Origin of the sequence: Streptomyces virginiae (assembly GCF_000720455.1) — a bacterium.
GTDB classification, from domain to species: Bacteria; Actinomycetota; Actinomycetes; order Streptomycetales; family Streptomycetaceae; genus Streptomyces; species Streptomyces virginiae.
Genome location: NZ_JOAK01000039.1, coordinates 25836 through 47899 on the forward strand (window position 1 = coordinate 25836; position 22064 = coordinate 47899).

Below are 22064 nucleotides of genomic sequence, written 5' to 3' on the forward strand. Positions count from 1 at the left end.
CGGGGCTCAGCCCCCGGCCGACAAAACGAAATTACCCCCTCCGCTAAAAGCGGAGGGGGTAATTCTGCTTGATTGGGCACGGTAGAGTTGGGGAAGTCCCCTCCGCTGGACTTGCCCGCTGCATATGAACGGGTCGCGCGAGGGTCGACATCGGGTCAATGTGCGGGTGCGGTATGGGGCTTTGGCGAGATATGCCGGGCCCGAGTTGCCCTGGAACATGCCAAATTTTCACTCTATTTCAATGTTTCTCGGTGTCCAGATTTCTCGTCGGATTGACCTGTTGCAGACAGCACTCGCGCAGATACATTCAGCCTCGGTCGAAGCGTTCCGACGCAAGTTCTGACCCGGTAACGCGAAGTGCGTTCCCGCGCAAGGGCCAGTAATAGGGGAGTTAGGCATGGCTCAGGGCACCGTCAAGTGGTTCAACGCGGAGAAGGGCTACGGCTTCATCGCGGTCGACGGTGGTGCGGATGTGTTCGTCCACTACAGCGCCATCCAGATGGACGGGTACCGCACCCTTGAAGAGGGTCAGCGGGTCGAGTTCGAGATCTCGCAGGGCCAGAAGGGTCCGCAGGCGGACATGGTCAAGCTCGCGCTCGGCTAGTCCCGGAGCATCGACCACCGACGCACGGTCTTCCGTCGAAGACCCGGAAGATCCACGAGGGGCCCACATCCCGGACACGGGATGTGGGCCCCTCGCGTGTCACCAGGGCCTTCGACGAAGCCGCTTGCACTCGACGGGGTCGAGTGCTAATCATTGGCGTTAGCACTCTACGAGTGAGAGTGCTACTGAAACGAGGACCGGGTCGGTGAGGCCCGCAGGGTCCGGTGGGAAGGAACCGCCGGGCACGCAGGCCGTCCGTCGCGGGCGCGGGCGCGGTCCTGGGAGCAATCCACCGCTGTCCGGGAGGACCACTTCAGATGGCCAAGATCATTGCGTTCGACGAGGAGGCCCGTCGCGGCCTCGAGCGTGGGATGAACCAGCTCGCCGACGCCGTCAAGGTCACCCTTGGCCCCAAGGGTCGCAACGTCGTCCTTGAGAAGAAGTGGGGCGCCCCCACGATCACCAACGATGGTGTCTCCATCGCCAAGGAGATCGAGCTCGAGGACCCGTACGAGAAGATCGGCGCCGAGCTGGTCAAGGAAGTCGCCAAGAAGACGGACGACGTCGCCGGCGACGGTACGACCACCGCCACCGTCCTGGCCCAGGCGCTCGTCCGCGAGGGCCTGCGCAACGTGGCCGCCGGTGCCAACCCGATGGCCCTCAAGCGTGGTATCGAGAAGGCCGTCGAGGCCGTCTCCGCCGCCCTGCTCGCCCAGGCCAAGGATGTCGAGACCAAGGAGCAGATCGCTTCCACGGCCTCCATCTCCGCCGCCGACACCCAGATCGGCGAGCTCATCGCCGAGGCCATGGACAAGGTCGGCAAGGAAGGCGTCATCACCGTCGAGGAGTCCCAGACCTTCGGTCTGGAGCTGGAGCTCACCGAGGGCATGCGCTTCGACAAGGGCTACATCTCGGCGTACTTCGCCACCGACATGGAGCGCATGGAGTCGTCCCTCGACGACCCGTACATCCTGATCGTCAACTCCAAGATCGGCTCGGTCAAGGACCTGCTGCCGCTCCTGGAGAAGGTCATGCAGTCCGGCAAGCCGCTGCTGATCATCGCCGAGGACGTCGAGGGCGAGGCCCTGTCGACCCTGGTCGTCAACAAGATCCGCGGCACCTTCAAGTCCGTCGCCGTCAAGGCCCCGGGCTTCGGCGACCGCCGCAAGGCCATGCTCGGTGACATCGCCATCCTCACGGGCGGCACGGTCATCTCCGAGGAGGTCGGCCTCAAGCTCGAGAACGCCGGCCTGGACCTGCTCGGCCGCGCCCGCAAGGTCGTCATCACCAAGGACGAGACGACCATCGTCGACGGTGCCGGTGACAGCGACCAGGTTGCCGGTCGCGTGAACCAGATCCGCGCCGAGATCGAGAACTCCGACTCGGACTACGACCGCGAGAAGCTCCAGGAGCGCCTCGCGAAGCTGGCCGGCGGCGTGGCCGTCATCAAGGCCGGTGCCGCGACCGAGGTCGAGCTCAAGGAGCGCAAGCACCGCATCGAGGACGCCGTTCGCAACGCGAAGGCGGCCGTCGAGGAGGGCATCGTCGCCGGTGGTGGCGTGGCCCTGCTGCAGGCCTCCGCGGTCTTCGAGAAGCTGGAGCTCGAGGGTGACGAGGCGACCGGCGCCAACGCCGTGAAGCTCGCCCTGGAGGCCCCGCTGAAGCAGATCGCCGTCAACGGTGGTCTCGAAGGTGGCGTCGTCGTGGAGAAGGTGCGCAACCTTCCGATCGGTCACGGCCTGAACGCCGCGACCGGCGAGTACGTCGACATGATCGCCGAGGGCATCATCGACCCGGCGAAGGTCACGCGCTCCGCGCTGCAGAACGCCGCGTCGATCGCCGCGCTGTTCCTGACCACCGAGGCCGTCATCGCCGACAAGCCGGAGAAGGCCGCCGCCGCTCCGGGCGGCATGCCGGGCGGTGACATGGACTTCTGATCGGCCTGTTGGTTGATCGGCTGTTCTCGAACGAGGGCGGCACCCCCACGGGGGTGCCGCCCTCGGGCGTTCCCGGTCCTCGGCAGCGGGCCGGCCGCGGAAGTGGGAAAACCGCTGGCCGGGGCGGCCCGGGCTGTGTGACCGTACGGCCCATGGGCCAATCCGTCGCTTATCCCGTCCCGCGCACCACCGATCCCGTCGAGCCCGGGCGGGGCTGAGCGCCGGATGGGAAGTTCGCGGGCGTACCCGGTGTACAGGACCGACGACCTCGGTGAGGCGTACCGGCGGGCCCGGCTGTTGTGCGGGCGGATGAGGCCGCTCGAACCGGAGATGTGGCTGTGCGCGCGGACGGAGAGCGTCGCCGAGGCCCGGGGGATGGCGGCGCTGCTGCCGGCGGGCATGTTCGATCCGTCGGACTACTGGGCGGCGGCGGACACCTGGTACCTGGGTGCCGAACTGCCACGCGACGACCGGGAGCTGGCGGCGGCGCTGCCGCTGACCGTCGACGCGTACGCGGCTCCCGGACCGGTGGAGCAGGCGTTCCTGCGGGCGCTGCGCGGAGGGGCCGCCACGATGCTGTGGCGGGGGGCCTGGCCGGACGTGCCCGGGATACCGTCCTCGTCGGCCGACCCGACGAACCAGCGGGTGGAGCTGGACCTCAACGAGGAGCATCCCGACGGGCGGCACACCGTCTACGTGCACTTCGCGACCGCCGACGACGCGGGCGCCGCCCACCTCGCGGACTTGGTCGGCGGGACCGTGCTCGGGCCCGTGCAGGTCGGCCGCTGACGAAGGCCGGTCCGCTCCGGTCCGCTCCGGTCCGCTCCGGTCCGCTCCGCTCCGCTCCGCATAGGCTGGGCGTATGGCTGACCTCTTCGTCAAGATCTGCGGGCTCAGGACCGCGCCCGACGTCGACGCCGCGGTGGCGGCCGGGGCCGATGCCGTCGGGTTCGTGTTCGCGCCCGGCAGCCCCCGTACGGTCGACGCCGCGACCGCGCGCGAGCTGGCGGCCCGGGTGCCGGACCCGGTGCTGACCGTCGGGGTGTTCCGCGGGCAGTCCGTCGAGGAGGTGCGCCGCCTCGCCGAGGAGAGCGGCGTACGGGCCGTGCAGCTGCACGGCGAGGAGGGCCCAGGCGACTTCGCGGCGCTGCGCGCCGAGGGCCGCACCCTGCTGCGGGCGACCGCCGAGCGGGTGGAGCGCTGCGGTGAGTACGGCGAGGACCTGCTGCTGCTCGACGCCCCCGACCCCGGTTCCGGCAAGCCGTGGAACTGGGGGTCGGAGGACTTCACCGCGCCCGAGGGTCGCTGGCTGCTGGCGGGCGGGCTGAACCCGGGCAACGTGCGTGAGGCGCTCACGGCCACCGGGGCGTGGGGCGTGGACGTGTCCAGCGGCGTCGAACGGGAGCGCGGCGTGAAGTCGCCGGAGCTGATCCGCGCCTTCGTCGAGGCGGCGCGCGCCGCCCGGGGCTAGGCCGTGGCCCGGAGTGCCTTGAGGGCCGTTTCGAGGGCCTGGTCGGCCGGGGCGGGGAGGTCGGGGAGGACGCCGACGCCTTCCCAGTTGCCGCCGGTCACGGTGCTGATGCTGCGTGCGATCGGCACGGTCACCTGGATGTGCTCGGTGAGCGTGTGCCGGACCGTGGGGTGGGCGCCGCCCCGGGTGGTCTCGCCGACGAGGGTGGCGCGGCCGTGCGCCTGCAGGGTGTAGGCGACGTCCTCGCCGCCGGAGAAGGTGATGGCGCTGGTCAGTACGTACACCGGGCGGTCGAGGTAGCGGGGTGCGGGCAGGTGGCCCGCGGTCCAGTACTGGCGGGTGGTCCGGCTGGTCCCGTCGTAGATGTCGTGCAGGTGCACCTGGTCGTCGGGGAAGAAGTAGCTGCACCACATGGCGGCTCCCTCGGGCATGCCGCCGAGGCAGGAGCGGAGGTCCAGGACCAGGGCCGAGCTGCCGGCGGCGAGCTGCATGGCGGCGCCGATGACGGCCGCGCCCTCGTCGGTGCCGGCTATGCGGCTGATCTCGATGAGCGCGACGCCGTCGTCGAGCCGCTCCACGCGGCGCACGCCCTGGTTCTCGGCGCGCAGCAGCGCGAGGAACGCGGAGCGTCCGGCGTCCTGGTCCTCCGGCTCCAGCGACAGGGTCTCCTCGACCCACAGGAGCCTCATGTGCTTGTCCGGGCACACCTCCTGGAGGTCTGCGGTGACCGCCCGGCAGAGGTCCGGTCCGTCGAGGTCCGCGTAGGCGCCGGAGGCGCGGCGGCTGCGGATCGCGGCGCCGATCTCCGCGACCTTCTCGGGAAAGACGTAGCCCGTCTCGATGCACTGCAGGGCCTGTTCGATGATCTCTTCGTTGTGAGGCACGGTGGGTCATGCTAGGTCGTGAACCGGGAGCAGCCCAGCGGGATTTCGCCGGGGGTGTGCCGCATGGGATCCGGAGGGCGGGGCAACAGGGCGGTGAGGACGCTTCGTCGTTGAGGAGGTGGAAGCGGTGCGCCGTAAGAAGGTGCTGAACTCCTTTCCCGCCGGTGACCCTTACGGCAGTTGGCCCGCCGAGGAGTACGCGGCCAGGTGCCGGGAGCGCGGCCTGCGGGCGACCGTCGTGATGGACCTCGACGCCGACGCCTTCCTCGTCGTGGCACTCGACGGGGACGCGCCGCACGGCGCGGTGTGACGCCGCCCGCCGCTCCCCGGGAGTGCGTCAGGAAGCCGCGCGCCAGATCGTCATGTCGGCCCTGAGCCAGCTGGGGTTCTTCGACAGGCCCGGGGCGGACTTGATCCCGATGACGAACAGCGCGATGTCCCCCGAGGGGTGCCTGACGCAGACCTCGCTGCCGGCCGCCAGGACGTGCAGCGTCAGCTCGGACCGCTGGGCGAACTCCAGCTCTTCGCGGCACGTTTCGAGGCTGCCGGTGCCGGCCTTCTTCGGCGTGGAGAACACGCTGTCGTCGCTCTCCATGACGCAGCCGCTGGCCATCCCGCACTTCATGCGGATGTCCCCGGTGCGGTCACCGTCCTCGTGCTGGACGGGCTCCTTGAAGCTGATCGAGTTCTTCTCGTTCAGCTCCAGCCCGGGGTACGGGACGGGCTTGGGCGGCTGCGACGCGCTCGGCGTCGGTGTCGGAGTGGGCGTCGGCGTGGGCGCGGTGCCGGCCGGTGTCGCCGCCGGGCCGGACGACTTGGCCGCGGCGGTCTCCCGTCCGGCCGCCCGGTCCGTGCCGTCCATGAGCTTCCAGCCCAGGCCGGCCAGCGTCAGCGCGCCGGTCATCGCCACCACGCCGGCGACCCGTGCGGCGCGCCTGCGCTTGTGCACCGCCGCCGGAGCGCCCGTTCCCGGACGTGCGCCCGTTTCCGGCTGCGCGTCCGACGCCGCCCGCGGCTCCGATGCCGTCGGCTTCGCCACGACCGCGGCTTCCGACGCGGCGGACGTAGCCTGCCCGGGCTCCGGCGCCGCGGCTCCTGCCGGGAGGGCCGTCGCGTGGTCCGCGTCGCTCCCCGGCGTCCCGCCCCCCGGCGTCGGCCGCGCCGTGGCGGGCCGTGCGACGGGACCCGGTATCTCCTCCTCCGGGCCCGCGACCTCCCGCCAGACGGCCGGTCCGCCGCCCGCGATGGCCTCCTCGCCCAGGTATGCGCGGCACCACGCCAGGATCTCCGCCGGGGTGGCCCGCTCCTCGGGTGCGGTGGCCATGCACAGGGCGAACAGCGGCCGCAGCGGTTCCGGCAGTTGGGCCAGGTCGGGTTTGGAGTGCACGATCCGGAACAGCACGGTCATGGAGGGGCCGTTCCCGTACAGCGGCTTGCCGAGCGCCGCGAAGGCCGCCGTCTGGCCGAGCGCGAAGACGTCCGTGGCCGGCGTGGTCCCGCCCGCCAGCCCCTGCTCGGGGGCCATGTACTGGGGTGTGCCGATGGTGTTGCCCGTGGCGGTGGCGGTGAGGCCGGAGGCCTGCGAGATGCCGAAGTCGATGACGCGGGGTCCGTCGGCGGCCAGCAGTACGTTCGACGGCTTCAGGTCGCGGTGCACGACGCCCGCGCCGTGCACGGCCACGAGGGCCTCGGCCACGCCCGCCATCAGCCACACCACCGCGGCGTCGGGCAGCGGACCGCGCCGGGCGACGGCCTCCGACAGCGACGGACCGGGCACGTACACGGTGGCCAGCCAGGGCGGTGTCGCCTCCGCGTCGGCGTCGATCAGTTCGGCGGTGTACGCCCCCCGGACCCGCCGGGCGGCCTCCACCTCCCGGCGGAAGCGCCGCCGGAAGGTCGGGTCCTCGGCGAGTTCGGGGTGCACCACCTTGAGCGCGACGGGACGGCCGCCCTGGGTGTGCGACAGGTAGACCCGGCCCATGCCCCCCGACCCGAGCCGGGCGACGAGGCGGTAGCCGCCCACGGTCTGCGGATCGTCAGCCCGCAGCGGCTGGAACGCCTCGGTCGCGCTGTTCATCGGTCTCCCCCCGATCCCTACCGGACCAACCGATGAGTTGATCCACGTAACCCTAAGCGCCGGGCGGGTACGGGGTGATGCCGGGGAGCCGGGGGCGGGCCCCGGGCGCCGGCGTCGCGTACGGGTCAGTCGGCCGTGCCGAAGGAGGACACGCCGCCGTCCTCGTGGACGGACTCCACCCCTGGCATGACGCGCAGGGCCATGACCTGGCCGGGGCTCAGCCGGGCGGAGAAGCCGTGCAGGGCGGTGCTGTAGACGTAGTCCGGGGAGGCGCCGACCATTCCGGCGACCCTCGCCGGATCGACGTCCTTGTGGACCGTGACGATGTACGGGGCTTCGTCGGCGGTGGCCACACGGGACACGGGGGCGGCCGTGGCGGCGGTGGCCGCGGCCGCGGGCAGGACGGTGACGGCGGCCAGGACGGCGACGGCAGCGGGCAGGGCCCGGCCCGCTCGGCTCATGAGGATGCGCATGGGGGGAGGGCATCACGCACGGCCGGGCCGGTCAAAGACCCCGGTGGGCGTGGCGGGTGCACGGGCGGCGCACCGGCCGTGCGCCCCCTGAAGTGGGGGCGGACCGTACGGGTGATCCTGCCGGGCGGTCACCGGCCGTGCGGGCCGGAGCACGGCCGGGACGGCACAGCGGGGCAATCCTTTCTGCACTGCGCACCGGGCGGCACGGGGGCGCGAGGCACCGGCCGCGCAACCAGGTGAGCCGGTGGTTCGCCCCGCCCGGCGGTGGCATCGATGGAGCTGAGAGCCGCCCCCGCAAGAGCACCCGGTGCCGTGAGGGCGGCTCATCCATGCCGTATGTCCACCCCGTCAGAGAGCCCTTTCCATGCGCCTGCTCGCACGCCTGGCCGCCGCCACCCTGCTCACCGTCCCCCCGATCGCGGCGGGCAGTGCCTCCGCCGCCGCCCCGGAGCCGACTCCGGCACCGCTGAAGACCGCCGCCAACCCGGTACCCGGCCGGTACATCGTGACGCTGGACAAGGGGGTGGACGCCGCCAAGGCCGCGCAGAAGCTGGGCCTGAAGCCGTCGTTCGTCTACACCTCGGCGCTGAACGGCTTCGCGGTCCCGATGACCGCGCTCCAGCTGACGGTCGTCCGCAACAGCCTGGGGGTGAAGTCGGTCGAGGAGGACGCGAACGTCCAGTCCGTCCCGAAGCCGAGCACCGTCGCGGGCATGCGGGCCCCGTCGAACTCGTGGGGCCAGGACCGCATCGACCAGAAGGAGCTGCCGCTGGACGACAACTTCACCGTTGAGGGCAACGGCGCCGGGGTGACCGCGTACATCCTCGACACCGGCATCGACTACAACCACACCGAATTCGGCGGCCCCGACGCCACCCGTGCCACCTTCGGTTTCGACGCCATCGCGGACGGCCGCAACGGGCAGGACTGCCAGGGCCACGGCACCCACGTCGCGGGCACGGTGGCGGGCAAGACGTACGGGGTCGCACGCAAGGCGAGCCTGGTGAGCGTCCGCGTCCTCGGCTGTGACGGCAAGGGCACCTGGTCGGGGATCATCGCGGGCCTGGACTGGGTGGCGAAGAACGCCAAGCAGCCGGCGGTGCTGAACGCCTCCCTGGGCGGGGACCGGTCGGACTCCGTGAACAACGCCGCGGACGCGGTCACCGACGCGGGTGTGCTGCCGGTCGTCGCGGCCGGCAACTCCGCGAAGGACGCGTGCGGGGTCTCCCCGGCATCGGCTGGGAAGGTGGTCACGGTCGCGGCGAGCAACCAGTGGGACGAGGAGACCGACTTCTCCAACTGGGGCTCGTGCGTCACCCTGTACGCACCTGGCCAGGCCGTCGTCTCCGCCAAGCTCGGCGGTGGCAGCGTGGCCCTGGACGGCACGTCCATGGCCGCACCGCACGTCGCGGGTGTCGCCGTCCTCTACAAGCAGGCGCACCCGAGCGCGGCGCCCGAAGAGATCGCGGAGTTCATCGAGCAGGAATCCACCAAGGACGGGCTGAGCAAGCTCAGCCCCGCCAGCCCGAACAAGCTGCTCTTCACCGCTGGTCTCTGACCCGGACCGGTGACCGGATCCCCGACAGGCGAGCCAACTAGGCTGCCCCCGAGGGGGATCATGGACGACCACACATCGCAGGGCGCGCGGTGGATGCCGCGCGCCCTGTTCGTTTCCGGCACGGCCGTCGCCGCCGTGACCGGGCTGTACCTGCTGCTGCTCGGCCACATGGCCTTCGTCGAATGGACCCGGGGCAGGGGATGGCTGCTGCTCCTCACCCCCGCCCTGGGTCTGCTCGCGTACGTACTGCTGGCGCGCGGGCGCGGCGGGAGCCGGGGCGCGCCGGTCCGCTGGCTGGCGGCGGCGCTCGCGCTGGCCGCGCTGTGGCCGGCCTGGCAGGGGTACGCGTGGATGCGCGGCCCGCAGGCGTACGCGTGGACCTGGTGGCAGGCGGAGAACCCGGAGCAGGCCCGGCCCGTCGGCGCCTGGCAGCTCCCCTCGTACGGGCTCGTACGGGCCCGCACCGACGGGCTGCGCATCTACAACGGCGAGGGCCGCTCTGCGGGAGGGCGGGCCGCCCCCGAGGGCACCGCCTTCTGCGCCCTGAGCCGGACCGTCGCGCACGGCGTCGGACTGGTCGCGGCCGCTCGGCCTCCGGGCGGCTGCGGCACCCGGGTGTCGGCCGTGGACCTGCGGCAGGACGACGAACTGTGGGCCAAGGACCTTCCGGCGGCTCCCTCCGCCGACGTGAACTCACCGTCGGTGGCGGTGGTGGACGGCACGGCCGCCGTCGTCACGGACGGCGCCCTCCTCGGCCTGGACCTGCGCGGCGGCGAGGAACGCTGGCGGATGCCGGTCCCGTCCGGCTGCCGGGCCCGCGCGCTCGACGGGGTCGCCGAGCGGATCCTGTTCGTGGAGGACTGCCCGGGCGCCGGCACGGCGCGGCTGACGTCCCTGGACGCGCGGACCGGCACGCCGGCCTGGCAGACCCCGCTGCGGATCTCCTCGGGTGAGCTGCGGGTGCTGTCGGCGCGGCCGATCGCGCTGCGGGCGGGGGACGCGGTGCGGCTGTTCGACGACGCGGGGCGCGAGCGGGGCGCCGTGCCGGTGTCGGGCCCGAGCGAGGACCTCCTGACGGAGCCGGGCCCGCTGGTCAGCGGTGACCTGCTGGTCCTCCCGGTGAAGGGCAAGGTCCCGGGGGTCTCGGCGTACTCCCTGCTGGACGGCCACCGCGTGTGGCACGCCGGGCTGGACGGGGCCACGGTCCTGGGCCTCGCGCAGGGCCGCGCCCCGGGCGGGGTCGACGTGGTGACGTCGACCGCCGCACGGACACATCTGTGGCACCTGGACGGCGCCACGGGCAGGCGGAAGGCCGAGCCCACGATCCTGCGGGACGTCCCGCTGGGCCGCCGGTTCGAGATCTACCCGACGGGCACCGAGGGCTACACCTTCGTGAACCTCGACCCCGGGGGCGAACTGCCGTCGTACGTGGCCCTGAGGCGGGTCACAGGCTGGTGAGGAACGCCTTCCAGGCGGGCCCGCCGAAGGTCAGGTGGGGCCCGCCGGGCACCTTTGAGTCCCTGACGGGAACCGTTGCGCTGGCGCTGGCCTCGCCGGGGGTGTCCTTCGGCCAGGTGGCCATCTCCAGGCACTCGCCGCCGTCACCGCCGCTGTAGCTCGACTTGCGCCATATGGCCGCCGACAGGTCGTATTCAGGCATGCTCGTAATCCTTCGCCGCGGACTCGATCACGGTCAATGATTCCCGAGGCGAGAGTGCACTGGCCGTGAGCAGATCGTAGTTCAGCACGTGCCGGGCAACCGTGGCCGGATCGTCGAACAGCCGCCCCGTTCCGTTGCCTTCGGCGTAGGACAGCTGGGGGGCGTCATCGAAGGACATCAGCTTGAGGAGCCCCATCATCCCCGCGTGCGCGCCCGCACTGAACGGAATCACCTGGACGATGATCCGGTGCGTTCGGACCAGGGCAATGATGTGCCGCAGGGCTTCGGCCATCACCTTGCGACTGCCGACTTCGCGCCGGATGACCGCCTCGTCAAACACGCACCACAACAGTGGGGTAGTTGGATCAACGAGGAGCGATGCGCGAGCCAGACGGCTTTCGACCAGCTCGTCGATCACCTGCTCCGGTGCGGTCGGCTGGTAGGCGCGACATACCGCCCGCGCGTATGCCTCGGTCTGGAGCAGGCCAGGGATCAGCTGCGGCGCGTAGTCGCGGATCGTCTTCGCCATGGCTTCGGCCTCGGCCGCCTCGGCGAAGTGGTCCGGGTACTTGGACTTGGCCGCCGCGCCGCAGTTGCGGACGAAGAAGCCGTTCGTGCTGAGGATGTCGTCTATCTGGCGGGCGAATTCGATGTGCATCCGGCGCGTGCCCGCTTCGAGTTGGCCGATGAACGAGCCGCTCACGAAGAGCGGTTCGCCCAACTCGGCCTGGCTCAGCCCCGCGGCTTCGCGCGCCACGCGCAGTTCGGCGCCGAGCAGGGCGCGGGGTGAGGAGGACGGGTCGAGGTTCTTACCTGCCATGGCAACTCCAAGGCCAACAGGTGGGGTTGTTCTCGGTGCTTCCTTGAAAGGCTAGCCAGCTGATCACCACTCTGTGTGCAGAACCCGACCACTCAGAGTAGAAAGGTGACATGTCATGGTGCTCACTCCCACGGAACGGATCCGGGCGGTCGAGGAGGCCGTACGGGAGCTGAAGGAGGCCCTTGACGGGGTGGGCGTGGTGTTCCCCTCCCTGGACGTGGAACGGGTCTCGGCGGCCGGTACGTACGGGTTGCCGCTGGTCGACCTGGGCCGCTGCAACCTGGACACCGCGCTCCGGCTGGCCGCCGTGCTCCACGAGCGGGCCCACCCGTGAGCGAGTGCGGCCGGCCCCGGGTGGAGGCGGCGCTGGAGGGGTTCTTCGAGATGGCGGGGAGCTGGGAGTTCGAGCTGGCCTGGAAGCTGTGCTGGCTGGAGAAGGACCTCGCCGACGCCGGGTGGAGGGGCGGGCCGCCGGCTCCTCCGCCGCCGGGGTGGCAGCGGTTCACGCTGCTCCACGGCGGTGACGGCGATCCGCGCCACGACGCGCTCCGGGCGCGGCCGCCGCAGGGCTGCGTGGTGGACGAGTCCGAGGGCTGCTTCACGCTGCGCTGCGAACGGCCCGGCGGGCGGCTGCTGGACGCCGTCGCCGCGACGTGCGCCGAGATCCGGGACGAGCACGGGCTGCTGATGTCCGGGCTGGGGGCCGACGGCCCCGGCGACCGGGGCGCGCTGAACGTCGGGCGGCTGCTGTTGATGGCGGCCGACCGTGGGCCGCACGTCGGCTACTCGATGGACGACCTGGCCCGCTTCCTGCGCACGGCGGGCGGGGCGGACGATGCCGGCACGTGAGGGGCGGACCCGCCCGCTCGGCCGTAGGATGGCATACAAATTGATCCGATCCGTATGCCTGGAGGCTCCGATGTCGCGCACCATGGTGGACCTGGATGATGCACTTCTTGCCGAGGCGGCGGAGATACTGGGCACGACGACGAAGCGAGCGACGATCAATGGAGCGCTGGCTGAGTTCGTGGCCGCTGCCCGGCGGCGGCGCTTCGTGGAACTGATGGACGAGGGCGTCTTCGACGACCTGCGCGACCCGGACGTGATGCGGGGTGCGTGGCGGTGACCAAGTACCTGGTCGACAAGAGTGCATGGGCCCGGATGCATCTGCCAGCAGTCCGGGACCGGCTGATACCGCTTCTGGAGCGGGGCCTTCTCGCGACGTGCGCCATCGTGGACCTCGAGATTCTGTACAGCGCGCGCAACGCCGAAGACCACGCACGCGGCAGATCCGTACGCCGAGGCTTCGACTGGCTCCCGCTCACTGATGAGATTGGCGAACGGGCCGTCGAGGTGCAGGGTCTACTCGCCCAGAGCGGTGATCATCGGCGCGCGTCGCTCGCCGACCTGCTGATCGCTGCGACAGCGGAGCGCCATGGCGCTGTGGTACTCCACTACGACGCCGACTACGACGGCATCGCCAAGGTCACAGGTCAGTCTGTGGAGTGGGTGGTGGAACAGGGGTCCGTCCCGTAGCCGGGTCGGGCTGGGCCTAGGGGGCGGTGTCCGTGCGCAGGCGGGCGTGGAGGTGCTCGTCGTGCCAGCCGTCCGCGTGGAGGAGGGCGCCGCGCATGGTGCCCTCCAGGGGGAAGCCGGCCTTCGTCGCGACGGCGCAGGAGGCCGGGTTGGCGACGGAGTGCGTGATGCGCACGCGGTGCAGGCCGAGGTCGTCGAAGGCCCAGCGGGCCAGCCGGTCGGTGGCCTTCACGGTGACTCCGGTGCCGCGCCCGGCGGGCAGCAGCCAGTAGATGATCTCGCCGCTGCCGCCCGCCAGGTCGATGTCGGCGATGCCGATCAGGCCGACGGCCCGGCCGCCTTCGGGGGCGATGGCCCAGGTCCCGGCCTTCTCCGCCTGCCAGCGTTCGCGCCAGAGGGCGATCCGCTCCTCGGCCCCGGCCAGGTCGAGCCGGCTCGGGCGGTTCCAGTGCCGGACGTCCGGGTCGTGGTACGCCGCGACGAGCGTGGGGGCGTCGTCCGCGGTCCAGGGGCGCAGGCACATCCCGCCGGGGAGGGCGAGTTCCGGATGCGGCAGTTCGCGCATCCGGCCGGACGGGACCACGGGAGGTATGGAATCGATCATGGTCCGATCATCCCCGCCGCCTCACGGAAGCGCAGCAGAAGGTACTGGGCGTTGGGGGAGCCCGAGTCGAACTGCTGGCGGCCCAGGTATTCCGGGACCGCCGGGCCCCAGAGCCACGCCTCGTCGCAGCCGTAGCAGAACGCGGCCTCGAAGAGAGGCGGTGCGGCCGGATCGCCGCCGTACGCCCGGACGCCCCAGCCGGGGGCGAAGCCGCAGAGCGTCTGTTGAGCGGTGGGAAGCTTCCCGATCAGGGTCAGGGCTCCGGCTGCCTCGGCGCCCTCCCAGCGGGCAGTCACCTCGCCGGTCATCGGTTCGCCCCGGCGTGCGGGGCCGGCGCTGACGCGGACGACGTCGAGCCGATCGGTGGCGCGGACGGCGCTGACGGGGAGCTTCATGCGGACAGCCTCGCCCGGGCCGGGCCCCGCAGGCCAGTGGCTATGTCATGGCCGGTGTCTTGGCCGGGTCGGCGGGGTCGGCGGGGCCGGCCGGGTCGGGGGCCGCCGGGGCCGGGTCGGTGTTGAGGTCGGTCAGCATCTGGCGGGTGAAGCCGAAGAAGTACGTGGCGGTGAAGCCGACGAGGTAGCCGGTCAGCAGGCCGCCCGCGTAGATCGCGACGGTGACGCCCAGGTTCGAGGTGCCGTCCAGCAGGGGGAAGAGGGCCCAGCCGGAGGGGCCGATGGCGGTGGAGCCGAAGGCGATGCCCAGCTGGTTGAAGAGGCCGACGAAGGCGCCGCCGGCCGCACCGCCGACGCACGCGGTGACGAAGGGGCGGCCGAGCGGCAGGGAGACGCCGTAGATCAGCGGCTCGCCGACGCCGAGGAAGCCCGCCGGGAGGGCCGACCTGATGGTGGCGCGGAGCGAGCCGTTGCGCGGGAGCCGGCAGTGGACGGCGATGGCCGCGCCGACCTGGCCCGCGCCCGCCATGGCGAGGATCGGCAGCAGGACGGTGTGGCCGGACTGCTCGATGAGCGTGGTGTGGATGGGGATCAGAGCCTGGTGCAGGCCGAGCATCACCAGCGGCAGGAAGAGCCCGCCCAGCACCAGGCCCGCGAACGCGCCACCGGTGGACAGCAGCCGGTCGGCGAAGGTGCCGATGGCGGCGGAGGCCTCACCGGCGAGGAACATCAGGCCGAAGAGGGTGACCAGGCCCGAGATCAGGACGGTGAGGGTGGGGGTGACCAGGACGTCCAGGGCCTCAGGGACCAGGCGCCGGCAGCGCTTCTCCACGTACACGGCGAGCAGGGCGGCCGCGAGCGCGCCGAGGACGCCGCCCTGGCCGGGCCTGAGTTCCGTCCCGAAGGCGGTGATCTTCGCGACGCCCGGGAAGACGATGATCGCGGCGACCGCGCCGCCCAGGATCGGGGTGCCGCCGAACTCCTTGGCGGTGTTGTGGCCGACGAACACCGCGATCAGCGACATGAAGCCGGACGCGATGGCGGCGAGTGCGGGGACGACGCCGGGCAGCCAACCCAGGTTCATGAGCATGCCGTTGAGGCCGGCGATGATCCCGCAGCCGATGAGGGCCGGGATCAGTGGCACGAAGATGTTCGCGATGCGGCGCAGCATCAGTTTGAAGGGGGTGGCGTTGCGCGCCTTCTGCGCCTCCTTCAGGGCCGCTCCCTGCGCGGCGAGTTCGTCGGCGGTGACCGGGTGGGCGGCGGCGGGGGGCGCGGCCGAGCGGCCCTCTTCGACGAGCGCCTCGAACTCCGGGGTGACGCGGGCGACGGCGCCGGGGCCGAGCACGATCTGGTAGGTGTCGTCCTCCACCACGCCCAGCACCGCCGGGAGGGCCCGGAGGGCCTCGTCCTGGACGAGCGAGCGGTCGCGCAGCGAGATGCGCAGGCGGGTCATGCAGTGCGCGATCGAGGTGACGTTGTCCGGGCCGCCGACCAGGGGGAGGATCGCGGCGGCCGTGGCGCGGTTCTTGTCAGTGGACTCAGGGGACATGGTGGTGGTCGCCTTGCCGTAGGGGGGTGGGGTCAGCGGGTCCGGGTGTGGGCGAGGGCCGCGCGGAGGTGGCCGCGGGAGGCGGCGAGGAGTTCGGCGGCGGTCGGGCCGTCGACCTCGCCGAGGACGACGAGGACGGCGTTCTTGACCTCGCCGCCGGTGGCGGTCAGCGCGGCCTCGATCTCCTCGTCGGGTGCGCCGGTGGCCAGGGCCACGATGCGGCGGGCGCGGGCGCGCAGCTTCTCGTTGGAGGAGCGCATGTCGACCATGAGGTTCCCGTAGGTCTTGCCCAGGCGGATCATGGTGATCGTCGAGATGAGGTTGAGGACGAGCTTCTGCGCGGTACCGGCCTTCAGGCGGGTGGAGCCGGTGAGGAGTTCGGGTCCGACGACGACCTCGATGCCGTGGTCGGCCGCGGCGGCGAGCGCCGAGCCGGCGTTGCAGGACAGGCCGACGGTGAGCGCGCCGCGGCCGCGGGCGGCCTCGACGGCGCCGATCGCGTACGGGGTGCGGCCGGAGGCGGAGATGCCGATGACGGTGTCGTCCGGCCCGATCCGCAGCGCGGCGAGGTCCTCGGCGGCCAGCTGCGGGGAGTCCTCGGCGCCCTCGACGGCCTTGACCATGGCGGAGGGGCCGCCCGCGATCAGGCCGACGACGTCGGCCGGGTCGGTGTTGAAGGTGGGCGGGCACTCGCTGGCGTCCAGGACGCCCATCCGGCCGGCGGTGCCGGCGCCGGCGTAGACGAGGCGGCCGCCGCGGTCCATCCGCTCCGCGATCGCGTCGATGGCGGCGGCGATCTGCGGCAGCTGCGCGGCGACGGCGGCCGGGACGGTGGCGTCCTCGGCGTTCATGGTGCGGGCGATGTCGAGGGTGGACAGCCGGTCGATCTCGGCGAGTTCGGGACGGAAGGCCTCGGTGGTCAGCGTCTCCAGCTGGGCGCGGAGTTCGGCGTTCGCGGTCATGGGCGGGGGCCTCCGGCGGTTCGGCGGTGGGTGCGGGCTTCGGTAGCGGCGGCCTCCGGGGCTCCGCCCCGCACCCCGCGCCTCGAACGCGGGCGGGGCTGGACGTGGCTCCGCCCGCCGGGGCCGGATTGTGCCCCGCCGGGGACGGGCCCGGCCCCGGGCCCGGCCCCCACCCCGGCCCCGGCCCGCAGCGAGGGCACCCGGCTTCCGGCCGGCCTCCTGGGGCTCCGCCCCAGACCCGGCGCCTCGAACGCCGGCGGGGCTGGGTTCGGCTTCGCCCCGGCCCGGGGGCCTGTGGGGGTGGCGCTGCGGGCGTGGGAGGGGGCGCGGGGTGGGCGTCCGGGCGGGCGGCCGGGAGGCCCTTTCGGCTCCTTGGTCACGCCTGAAAGCTATTTTCAGGCGGGGTGGTGGTCAATCCGCCATTGGGCCCACGGCAGGCCGGGCCTTCTTCACCGGTACCCGGCAGGTCCACAATGGGCCCATGGACCGAACGACCCCCCTGGAACAGGCGCTGCACGTCGCCCGCGCACTCGTGCTCGCCGATCTCGCCGCAGGTGAGGTCGCCGATGCCGATGTCGTCTCCCTCGTCGAGGATTCGGTCACGCACCGCCGGTGGTGGGTGGAGCAGTGGCCGGAGGGCGTCGACTACCTACCGGGGCTCGTCGCCCAGGACGTGCAGGACTCGCTGCTGGAGAAGTACGGGCGCTGGCCGCTGTGCCCGGTCTGCAACCACGGCGATCCGCACGCGCTGGACGTGGAGCCGGAGCTGGGACCCGACCCGCACTGGGTGTGCTCGGAGGCGGGCGTGAGAGTGGCCGCGGTCGGCGGCCTCGGCCCGGTCTTCGGCCTCCGGTGAGCCGCCGGTGACCGTCTACATCGACCCGCCGACCTGGCCGGGTCACGGCCGCATGTGGTCGCACCTGGTCAGCGACGTCTCGTACGAGGAGCTGCACGCCTTCGCGGCGGGCATCGGCTGTCCGCCGCGGGCCTTCGAGCGGGACCACTACGACGTGCCCTCGTACCGGTACGCCGACGCGGTCGGGGCGGGTGCGGTGGAGGTCGGCAGCAAGGAACTCGTCCGCCGCCTCACCGCGGCCGGCCTGCGCCGCCCGAAGGGCCGGCCGGCAGCCTAGGTCGTGTCGGGCCGAAGGCCAGGGGCGAACGGCCCTACGGCTTCGGCGACGGGGGCGACGCAGGTGACGCGGGCGACGCAGGTGTCGCAGGTGACGCGGGCGATGCGGACGGTTGCGGGACCGGGTTGGGCTGCGCCGCCGCCGGGAGGTCCCAGACGTGCTCCGGGGTCACGATCTTGGTGATCCTGTTGGCGATGAGGGAGCTCAGGCTGCCGAACTTCCCGTCGACGTCGGAGTTCACCACGATCACCATGGTGGCGCGGGCCTGCGGGAGCCGGACGGCGACGGTCTCGTAGCCGGGCAGCTCGCCGTTGTGGCCGATCCAGCCGTCGAGTTCGGCGATGCCGAGCCCGTAGCCCACGTCGGGGTGCCCGGTGGGCAGCATCCGCAGCCGCTGGGCCTGGGTGTCCGGCTCCAGCAGCCGGTCGCCGTCCGGCAGCCGCCCGCTGACCAGGGTCGGGACCCAGCTGTGCAGGTCGTCGATGGTGGAGATCATCGCGCCGGCCGCCCAGCCCCAGGACGGGTTCCACTGGGAGGCGTCGACGGTCGCGCCGTCCGGGGTGAAGTTCGTGTAACCGTGCACGTACGGGCTGGTGATCTCGGCGCCGGTCGGCAGCGACGTCGCGTCCAGGCCGGCCGGTGCGAAGACGTGCTGCTGCAGGTAGGTGTGCAGGGGCTGCCCGCTGACCTTCTCCACGAGCAGGCCGAGCAGGACGGTGTTGGTGTTGGAGTACTCCCAGCGCGCGCCCGGCGGGAAGTCGGCGGGGTGCCGGAAGGCGATGTCCAGCAGCTGCTGCGGGGTCCAGGAGCGGTACGGGTCGGCCTTGAAGGCGGCCATCCAGCGCGGGTCCTCGGTGTAGTTGTAGAGGCCGCTGCGCATCTCGGCGAGCTGCCGCACGGTGATGCGGTCGCCGCCGGGCACCCCGTCGAGGTAGGTCGAGATCGGCGCGTCGAGCCGCACCTTCCCGTCGTCGACGAGCTGGAGGACGCCGGTGACGGCGAAGGTCTTGGTGACGCTGCCGATGCGGGTGTGCATGTCGGTCTTGATGGGGGTGCCGGTGGTCTTGTCGGAGGTGCCGAAGGCGCGCACGTAGGCGTCGTCGCCGTCGATCCACAGGCCGACGCCCACGCCGGGGATGCCGGCCTCGCGCATGGCCGCGGTGATCGCGTCGTCGAGCTTCTCGGCGATCACGTCGTCGATGCCGACCCGGCCCGGCGGGGCGGCGGCGGGGGCCTGGCCCGCGCACAGCGCGGTCAGCAGGAGGGAGGCGGCGGCCAAGACGGTGGGCGTGCGGTACCGGCCCATGCAGGATCACCTCTGACGCGCGTCCCCGAGCGGTATCCGGATCCCCGAGCCGACCTTCCCATCGTAGGAAGGCGGCTCCGGGGCGGCGACCGGGACCGCGGGGGCGGCGTCGGGCGGGGCCGGACGCGGTCGGGCCGACTCGGGCGCGGTCAGGCGCGGGCGGGCTCCCCGGCGGGGGCCGCCGTGGTGGCGCCGGCGCCCGCGGCGACCACGCGGGTCGCGCGCGGCGGCGTACGTCGGTCCAGGCGCAGGGCGGTCACGGCGAGGGCGATCGCGGTCACCGTCATGGCGGCCCCGGCCCAGGCGGTCGCGGAGAAGCCCAGGCCGGCGTCGATGACGGTGCCGCCGAGCCAGGGGCCGCCGGTGTTGCCGAGGTTGAAGGCGGCCGTCGTGGTCGCTCCGGCCAGGGTCGGGGCGGCGCCGGCCACGTTGAACATGCGGGCGTTGAGCGCCGGGGCGGTGAAGAACGCCGAGACGCCCAGCAGGAAGGACAGCGCGATCGCGGCGACGGCGACCGGGGCCAGCAGGGCGAGCACGGTCAGGAAGACGGTGGAGGCGGTGATGCCCCAGATCATCACGCCGAACAGGTGCGCGTCCGCGACCCGGCCGCCGATGGTCGTGCCGACGAGCGCGCCGATCCCGAAGAGGCCGAGGATCCACGGGACCCACTTCGAGTCCAGCCCCGCCACGTCCGTGAGCAGCGGCGACAGGTAGCTGAAGGCGCAGAAGACGCCGCCGGCGCCCAGTGCGGTGATGCCGATCGCGAGCCACACCTGGCGGTCGCCGTAGATGCGCAGCTCGCGGCGGAGCGTCGGCCTCTCGGCGGGCAGCGGGATCCGGGGGATCAGGGCGAGGATGCCGGCGAGGGCGACGGCGGAGGCCGCGGCGACCGACCAGAACGCGGAGCGCCAGCCCAGGTGCTCGCCGAGGAACGAGCCGGCCGGGACGCCGAGGACGTTGGCGATCGACAGGCCGCCGATCATCACGGCCATCGCGCGGGCCCGCTGGTCCTTGTCGACCATGGCGATGGCGACGGCCGCGCCGACGGCCCAGAAGCCGGCGCAGGCGAAGGCCGCGACCACGCGGGAGGCGAAGAGCAGCTCGTAGGAGGGGGCCAGCGCGCCCGCGACCTGCCCGAGGCCGAAGACGCCGATCAGGGCGACGAGGGTGGTGCGGCGGGGGAGGCGCAGGGTGGCCACGGCCAGCAGGGGCGCGCCGATGACCATGCCGATCGCGAACGCGGATATGAGCAGGCCCGCCTGCGGGATGCTGACGCCCATGTCGTCGGCGATCGGCGGCAGCAGCCCGGAGAGCATGAACTCGCTGGTGCCGAGTGCGAAGACGGACAGGCCGAGGACGTAGACGGCGACGGGCATGCGGGGGCGTGCGGCGACTGCGGGCATGACTGTCACCAACCCGTGCGAACGCCCCCGAATTCCCCCGGGCGTGTCATTCGTGTGACGGCGGTGCGGTCAGGGCGGCGAGCTCGGCGGCGAGGTTCGCGCGGGCCGGGGCCTCCCAGTGCGCCGTGCCGTGGGGCGTGCGGAAGAGCCGCGGCAGGTCCAGGAGCTGGCGCAGTACGGCGGCGCGGCCGGCGCGGAAGGCGTCGTCGGGGACGAAGCCGTACTCGTCGCGGACGGCGGCGGCGTAGGCGGCGTACGCCTGCGCGGAGCCGGCCAGCACCGCCAGGTCCGCGTCGCAGAGCACCTCGCCGTCGGTGTCGCCGGGGGCGGGGTCGTGGGTGACGGTGAGCCGGACCAGGCGGGCCACCTCGGCCGTGCGCGCGGCGTCGACGCCCAGCTCGGGGAGGGCGCGCTCGGCCAGGGCGGCGCTGCGCTCCTCGTTCTCGGAGCGGTCGGGACGGTAGACGGCGTCGTGGAACCAGGCGGCGAGCCGGACGGCGGCGGGGTCGGCGGCGTACGGGGCCAGTACGTCGATGCGTGCGAGTACGTCGGCCAGGTGCGCGGTGGTGTGGTAGCGGCGCTGCGGCTCCGCCCAGGCGGCGAGGAGGCGGTCGGCGTAGCGGTCGGGGTCGCGGTCGGGATCGCGGTCGGCGGGGGCGCAGGCCTCGGCGACGGTGGCCCGCCAGCGGGCGCGGAGGTCCGTCGTGTCGGTGTGCGGGGTGCCTATGTCCATGCGCACATTGTGGGGGTGGCGTGATTGTGCTGGTGGAGCGCGGCCGGAGGAACGTACCCTGGATATTGGACTAGACCTATTTTGTGTGGCTTCTCGAAGGATGGGATCGAATGAGCAACCGTGCGCTCCTGGAGGTGATCGCCCTCGACGTGGAGGACGCGGTCGCGGCCCAGGCCGGTGGGGCCGACCGACTGGAGCTGGTCACCGACATGGCCGCCGAGGGGCTCACCCCGGCGCGCGAGACCTTCGCGGCGATCCGGTCGGCGGTCGACATCCCGCTGCGCGTGATGATCCGCAAGGCGGACGGCTTCGCCGCGGGGGACGTGTCCGTCCTGGCCGCGACGGCTCGTCAGCTGCGGGCGGAGGGGGCGCGGGAGTTCGTCCTGGGCTTCCTGAACGCGGACGGCAGCCCCGACCTGGCCGCCGTCGAGGCGGTCGTCGCGGAGCTGGACGGCTGCCCGTGGACGTTCCACCGGGCGATCGACCGTGCGGCGGACCGGGACCAGCTGCGCAAGGCGCTGGCGGACCTGCCCGGCCTGGACACCTACCTGACGGCGGGCTCGGCGGCCGGGGTCGACGAGGGGCTGGCGGTGCTGCTCGCGGAGGCGGGGCGGGGTGGCGAGCCGGGGTACGGGGCGCGGATCCTCGTCGGCGGCGGCCTGACGCTCGCCCACCTGCCGGTGCTGAGGGCGGGCGGGGTGGACGCGTTCCACATCGGCGGTGCGGCGCGGCCCGACGGATGGGGTCGGCCGGTCTCGGCGGCTGCCGTCGCCGAATGGCGCGCCGCACTGGGCTGACCGGCCGCGCCAACAAATCACGTTCTACGTCCCGGACGACACCCCACCCCGTCCCCGTCCCCGGCGGGCGGACCCACATCCGGCCCCGCCGGCGTTTGAGGTGCGGGGTGCGGGGTGCGGGGTGCGGGGTGCGGGGTGCGGGCCCGGTCAGGTGAGGGC

Annotated in this window: 26 protein-coding genes; 14 read left to right on the forward strand and 12 right to left on the reverse strand. The window is 72.7% G+C overall.

The window, feature by feature from the left end:
- Positions 1-397 precede the first annotated feature (397 nt).
- The 4 genes from IG86_RS0134435 to IG86_RS0134450 all read left to right on the forward strand — a co-directional run bounded on the left by IG86_RS0134435 (position 398) and on the right by IG86_RS0134450 (position 4012).
- Positions 398-604, forward strand: coding sequence for a cold-shock protein (locus tag IG86_RS0134435; RefSeq protein ID WP_030009783.1), 207 nt, complete (start codon positions 398-400; stop codon positions 602-604).
- Between the two features lie 317 nt (positions 605-921).
- Positions 922-2541: a chaperonin GroEL gene (gene groL / locus IG86_RS0134440; protein ID WP_030823434.1), complete on the forward strand. Its 1620-nt coding sequence runs from the start codon at positions 922-924 to the stop codon at positions 2539-2541.
- Positions 2542-2790: 249 nt separating this feature from the next.
- Entirely contained in the window at positions 2791-3330 is a 540-nt protein-coding gene (locus tag IG86_RS0134445; RefSeq protein WP_157854963.1) for a hypothetical protein, read from the forward strand.
- Between the two features lie 73 nt (positions 3331-3403).
- Positions 3404-4012 (forward strand): phosphoribosylanthranilate isomerase, encoded by a 609-nt coding sequence (locus IG86_RS0134450; RefSeq protein ID WP_030823438.1) that lies wholly within the window; start codon positions 3404-3406, stop codon positions 4010-4012.
- On the opposite strand, the gene IG86_RS0134455 is transcribed toward IG86_RS0134450, so the two are convergent.
- Positions 4009-4896 (reverse strand): S41 family peptidase, encoded by an 888-nt coding sequence (locus IG86_RS0134455; protein WP_030823440.1) that lies wholly within the window; start codon positions 4894-4896, stop codon positions 4009-4011. The genes IG86_RS0134450 and IG86_RS0134455 overlap by 4 nt on opposite strands.
- Positions 4897-5023: 127 nt before the next feature.
- On the opposite strand from IG86_RS0134455, the gene IG86_RS39385 reads away from it, so the two are divergent.
- Positions 5024-5206, forward strand: coding sequence for a hypothetical protein (locus IG86_RS39385; RefSeq protein ID WP_045937381.1), 183 nt, complete (start codon positions 5024-5026; stop codon positions 5204-5206).
- 27 nt (positions 5207-5233) lie between these two features.
- Here IG86_RS39385 and IG86_RS0134465 read toward each other — a convergent pair whose 3' ends face one another.
- Together IG86_RS0134465 and IG86_RS0134470 are read right to left on the reverse strand one after the other, a co-directional pair.
- On the reverse strand, positions 5234-6973 hold the full coding sequence (locus IG86_RS0134465) for a serine/threonine-protein kinase (RefSeq protein ID WP_030902180.1): 1740 nt from the start codon (positions 6971-6973) through the stop codon (positions 5234-5236).
- Between the two features lie 125 nt (positions 6974-7098).
- Positions 7099-7446 (reverse strand): protease inhibitor I9 family protein, encoded by a 348-nt coding sequence (locus tag IG86_RS0134470; protein WP_030823444.1) that lies wholly within the window; start codon positions 7444-7446, stop codon positions 7099-7101.
- A gap of 364 nt (positions 7447-7810) precedes the next feature.
- Between IG86_RS0134470 and IG86_RS0134475 the strand changes: the two genes are divergently transcribed.
- Both IG86_RS0134475 and IG86_RS0134480 read left to right on the forward strand, forming a co-directional pair.
- Entirely contained in the window at positions 7811-9004 is a 1194-nt protein-coding gene (locus IG86_RS0134475; RefSeq protein WP_030902191.1) for a S8 family peptidase, read from the forward strand.
- Positions 9005-9064: 60 nt separating this feature from the next.
- On the forward strand, positions 9065-10462 hold the full coding sequence (locus IG86_RS0134480) for an outer membrane protein assembly factor BamB family protein (RefSeq protein ID WP_030902193.1): 1398 nt from the start codon (positions 9065-9067) through the stop codon (positions 10460-10462).
- On the opposite strand, the gene IG86_RS0134485 is transcribed toward IG86_RS0134480, so the two are convergent.
- Together IG86_RS0134485 and IG86_RS0134490 are read right to left on the reverse strand one after the other, a co-directional pair.
- Positions 10449-10664, reverse strand: a complete 216-nt coding sequence (locus tag IG86_RS0134485; RefSeq protein ID WP_030823453.1) for a DUF397 domain-containing protein — start codon at positions 10662-10664, stop codon at positions 10449-10451. The two genes, IG86_RS0134480 and IG86_RS0134485, sit on opposite strands and share 14 nt — an antisense overlap.
- The gene (locus IG86_RS0134490) at positions 10657-11484 is read right to left on the reverse strand and encodes a helix-turn-helix domain-containing protein (protein WP_030902195.1); all 828 of its coding nucleotides are present in this window, start codon (positions 11482-11484) and stop codon (positions 10657-10659) included. Before IG86_RS0134490 ends, IG86_RS0134485 begins: the two co-directional genes overlap by 8 nt.
- A 115-nt stretch (positions 11485-11599) precedes the next feature.
- Here IG86_RS0134490 and IG86_RS0134495 point away from each other — a divergent pair, with 115 nt between their 5' ends.
- From IG86_RS0134495 to IG86_RS0134510, 4 genes are all read left to right on the forward strand, one after another.
- Positions 11600-11818, forward strand: a complete 219-nt coding sequence (locus tag IG86_RS0134495) for a hypothetical protein (protein WP_030823456.1) — start codon at positions 11600-11602, stop codon at positions 11816-11818.
- Positions 11815-12333, forward strand: coding sequence for a hypothetical protein (locus IG86_RS0134500; protein WP_107056314.1), 519 nt, complete (start codon positions 11815-11817; stop codon positions 12331-12333). The genes IG86_RS0134495 and IG86_RS0134500 overlap by 4 nt, the downstream gene beginning before the upstream one ends.
- Positions 12334-12403: 70 nt before the next feature.
- Positions 12404-12610 carry a type II toxin-antitoxin system VapB family antitoxin gene (locus tag IG86_RS0134505; RefSeq protein ID WP_030663139.1) on the forward strand — a complete coding sequence of 69 codons (207 nt, stop codon included), beginning with the start codon at positions 12404-12406 and terminating at the stop codon, positions 12608-12610.
- A complete protein-coding gene (locus IG86_RS0134510) occupies positions 12601-13020 on the forward strand; it encodes a PIN domain nuclease (protein ID WP_030663137.1) in 420 nt (139 codons plus the stop codon). Before IG86_RS0134505 ends, IG86_RS0134510 begins: the two co-directional genes overlap by 10 nt.
- Positions 13021-13036: 16 nt before the next feature.
- Here IG86_RS0134510 and IG86_RS0134515 read toward each other — a convergent pair whose 3' ends face one another.
- The 4 genes from IG86_RS0134515 to murQ are packed head-to-tail and all read right to left on the reverse strand — an operon-like array spanning position 13037 to position 16533.
- Positions 13037-13624: a GNAT family N-acetyltransferase gene (locus tag IG86_RS0134515; RefSeq protein ID WP_030902200.1), complete on the reverse strand. Its 588-nt coding sequence runs from the start codon at positions 13622-13624 to the stop codon at positions 13037-13039.
- A complete protein-coding gene (locus IG86_RS0134520) occupies positions 13621-14019 on the reverse strand; it encodes a hypothetical protein (RefSeq protein ID WP_030902202.1) in 399 nt (132 codons plus the stop codon). The genes IG86_RS0134515 and IG86_RS0134520 overlap by 4 nt, the downstream gene beginning before the upstream one ends.
- Positions 14020-14059: 40 nt before the next feature.
- On the reverse strand, positions 14060-15571 hold the full coding sequence (locus IG86_RS0134525) for a PTS transporter subunit EIIC (RefSeq protein ID WP_030902205.1): 1512 nt from the start codon (positions 15569-15571) through the stop codon (positions 14060-14062).
- Positions 15572-15603: 32 nt separating this feature from the next.
- Positions 15604-16533 (reverse strand): N-acetylmuramic acid 6-phosphate etherase, encoded by a 930-nt coding sequence (murQ, locus tag IG86_RS0134530; protein WP_030902207.1) that lies wholly within the window; start codon positions 16531-16533, stop codon positions 15604-15606.
- 481 nt (positions 16534-17014) lie between these two features.
- Here murQ and IG86_RS0134535 point away from each other — a divergent pair, with 481 nt between their 5' ends.
- Positions 17015-17389, forward strand: a complete 375-nt coding sequence (locus IG86_RS0134535; RefSeq protein WP_030663127.1) for a hypothetical protein — start codon at positions 17015-17017, stop codon at positions 17387-17389.
- A gap of 7 nt (positions 17390-17396) precedes the next feature.
- Entirely contained in the window at positions 17397-17666 is a 270-nt protein-coding gene (locus IG86_RS0134540; RefSeq protein ID WP_030037438.1) for a DUF4031 domain-containing protein, read from the forward strand.
- A gap of 34 nt (positions 17667-17700) precedes the next feature.
- Here the strand turns inward: IG86_RS0134540 and IG86_RS0134545 are convergent, their stop codons facing one another.
- From IG86_RS0134545 to IG86_RS0134555, 3 genes are all read right to left on the reverse strand, one after another.
- Positions 17701-18972, reverse strand: a complete 1272-nt coding sequence (locus tag IG86_RS0134545) for a serine hydrolase domain-containing protein (protein WP_030823468.1) — start codon at positions 18970-18972, stop codon at positions 17701-17703.
- A gap of 149 nt (positions 18973-19121) precedes the next feature.
- Positions 19122-20348 carry a Cmx/CmrA family chloramphenicol efflux MFS transporter gene (locus IG86_RS0134550; protein WP_051785564.1) on the reverse strand — a complete coding sequence of 409 codons (1227 nt, stop codon included), beginning with the start codon at positions 20346-20348 and terminating at the stop codon, positions 19122-19124.
- 73 nt (positions 20349-20421) lie between these two features.
- Complete coding sequence (locus IG86_RS0134555; protein ID WP_030823473.1) at positions 20422-21108, reverse strand: HD domain-containing protein; 687 nt, start codon at positions 21106-21108, stop codon at positions 20422-20424.
- Between the two features lie 110 nt (positions 21109-21218).
- Between IG86_RS0134555 and IG86_RS0134560 the strand changes: the two genes are divergently transcribed.
- On the forward strand, positions 21219-21905 hold the full coding sequence (locus tag IG86_RS0134560) for a copper homeostasis protein CutC (RefSeq protein WP_030823476.1): 687 nt from the start codon (positions 21219-21221) through the stop codon (positions 21903-21905).
- Positions 21906-22064 lie beyond the last annotated feature (159 nt).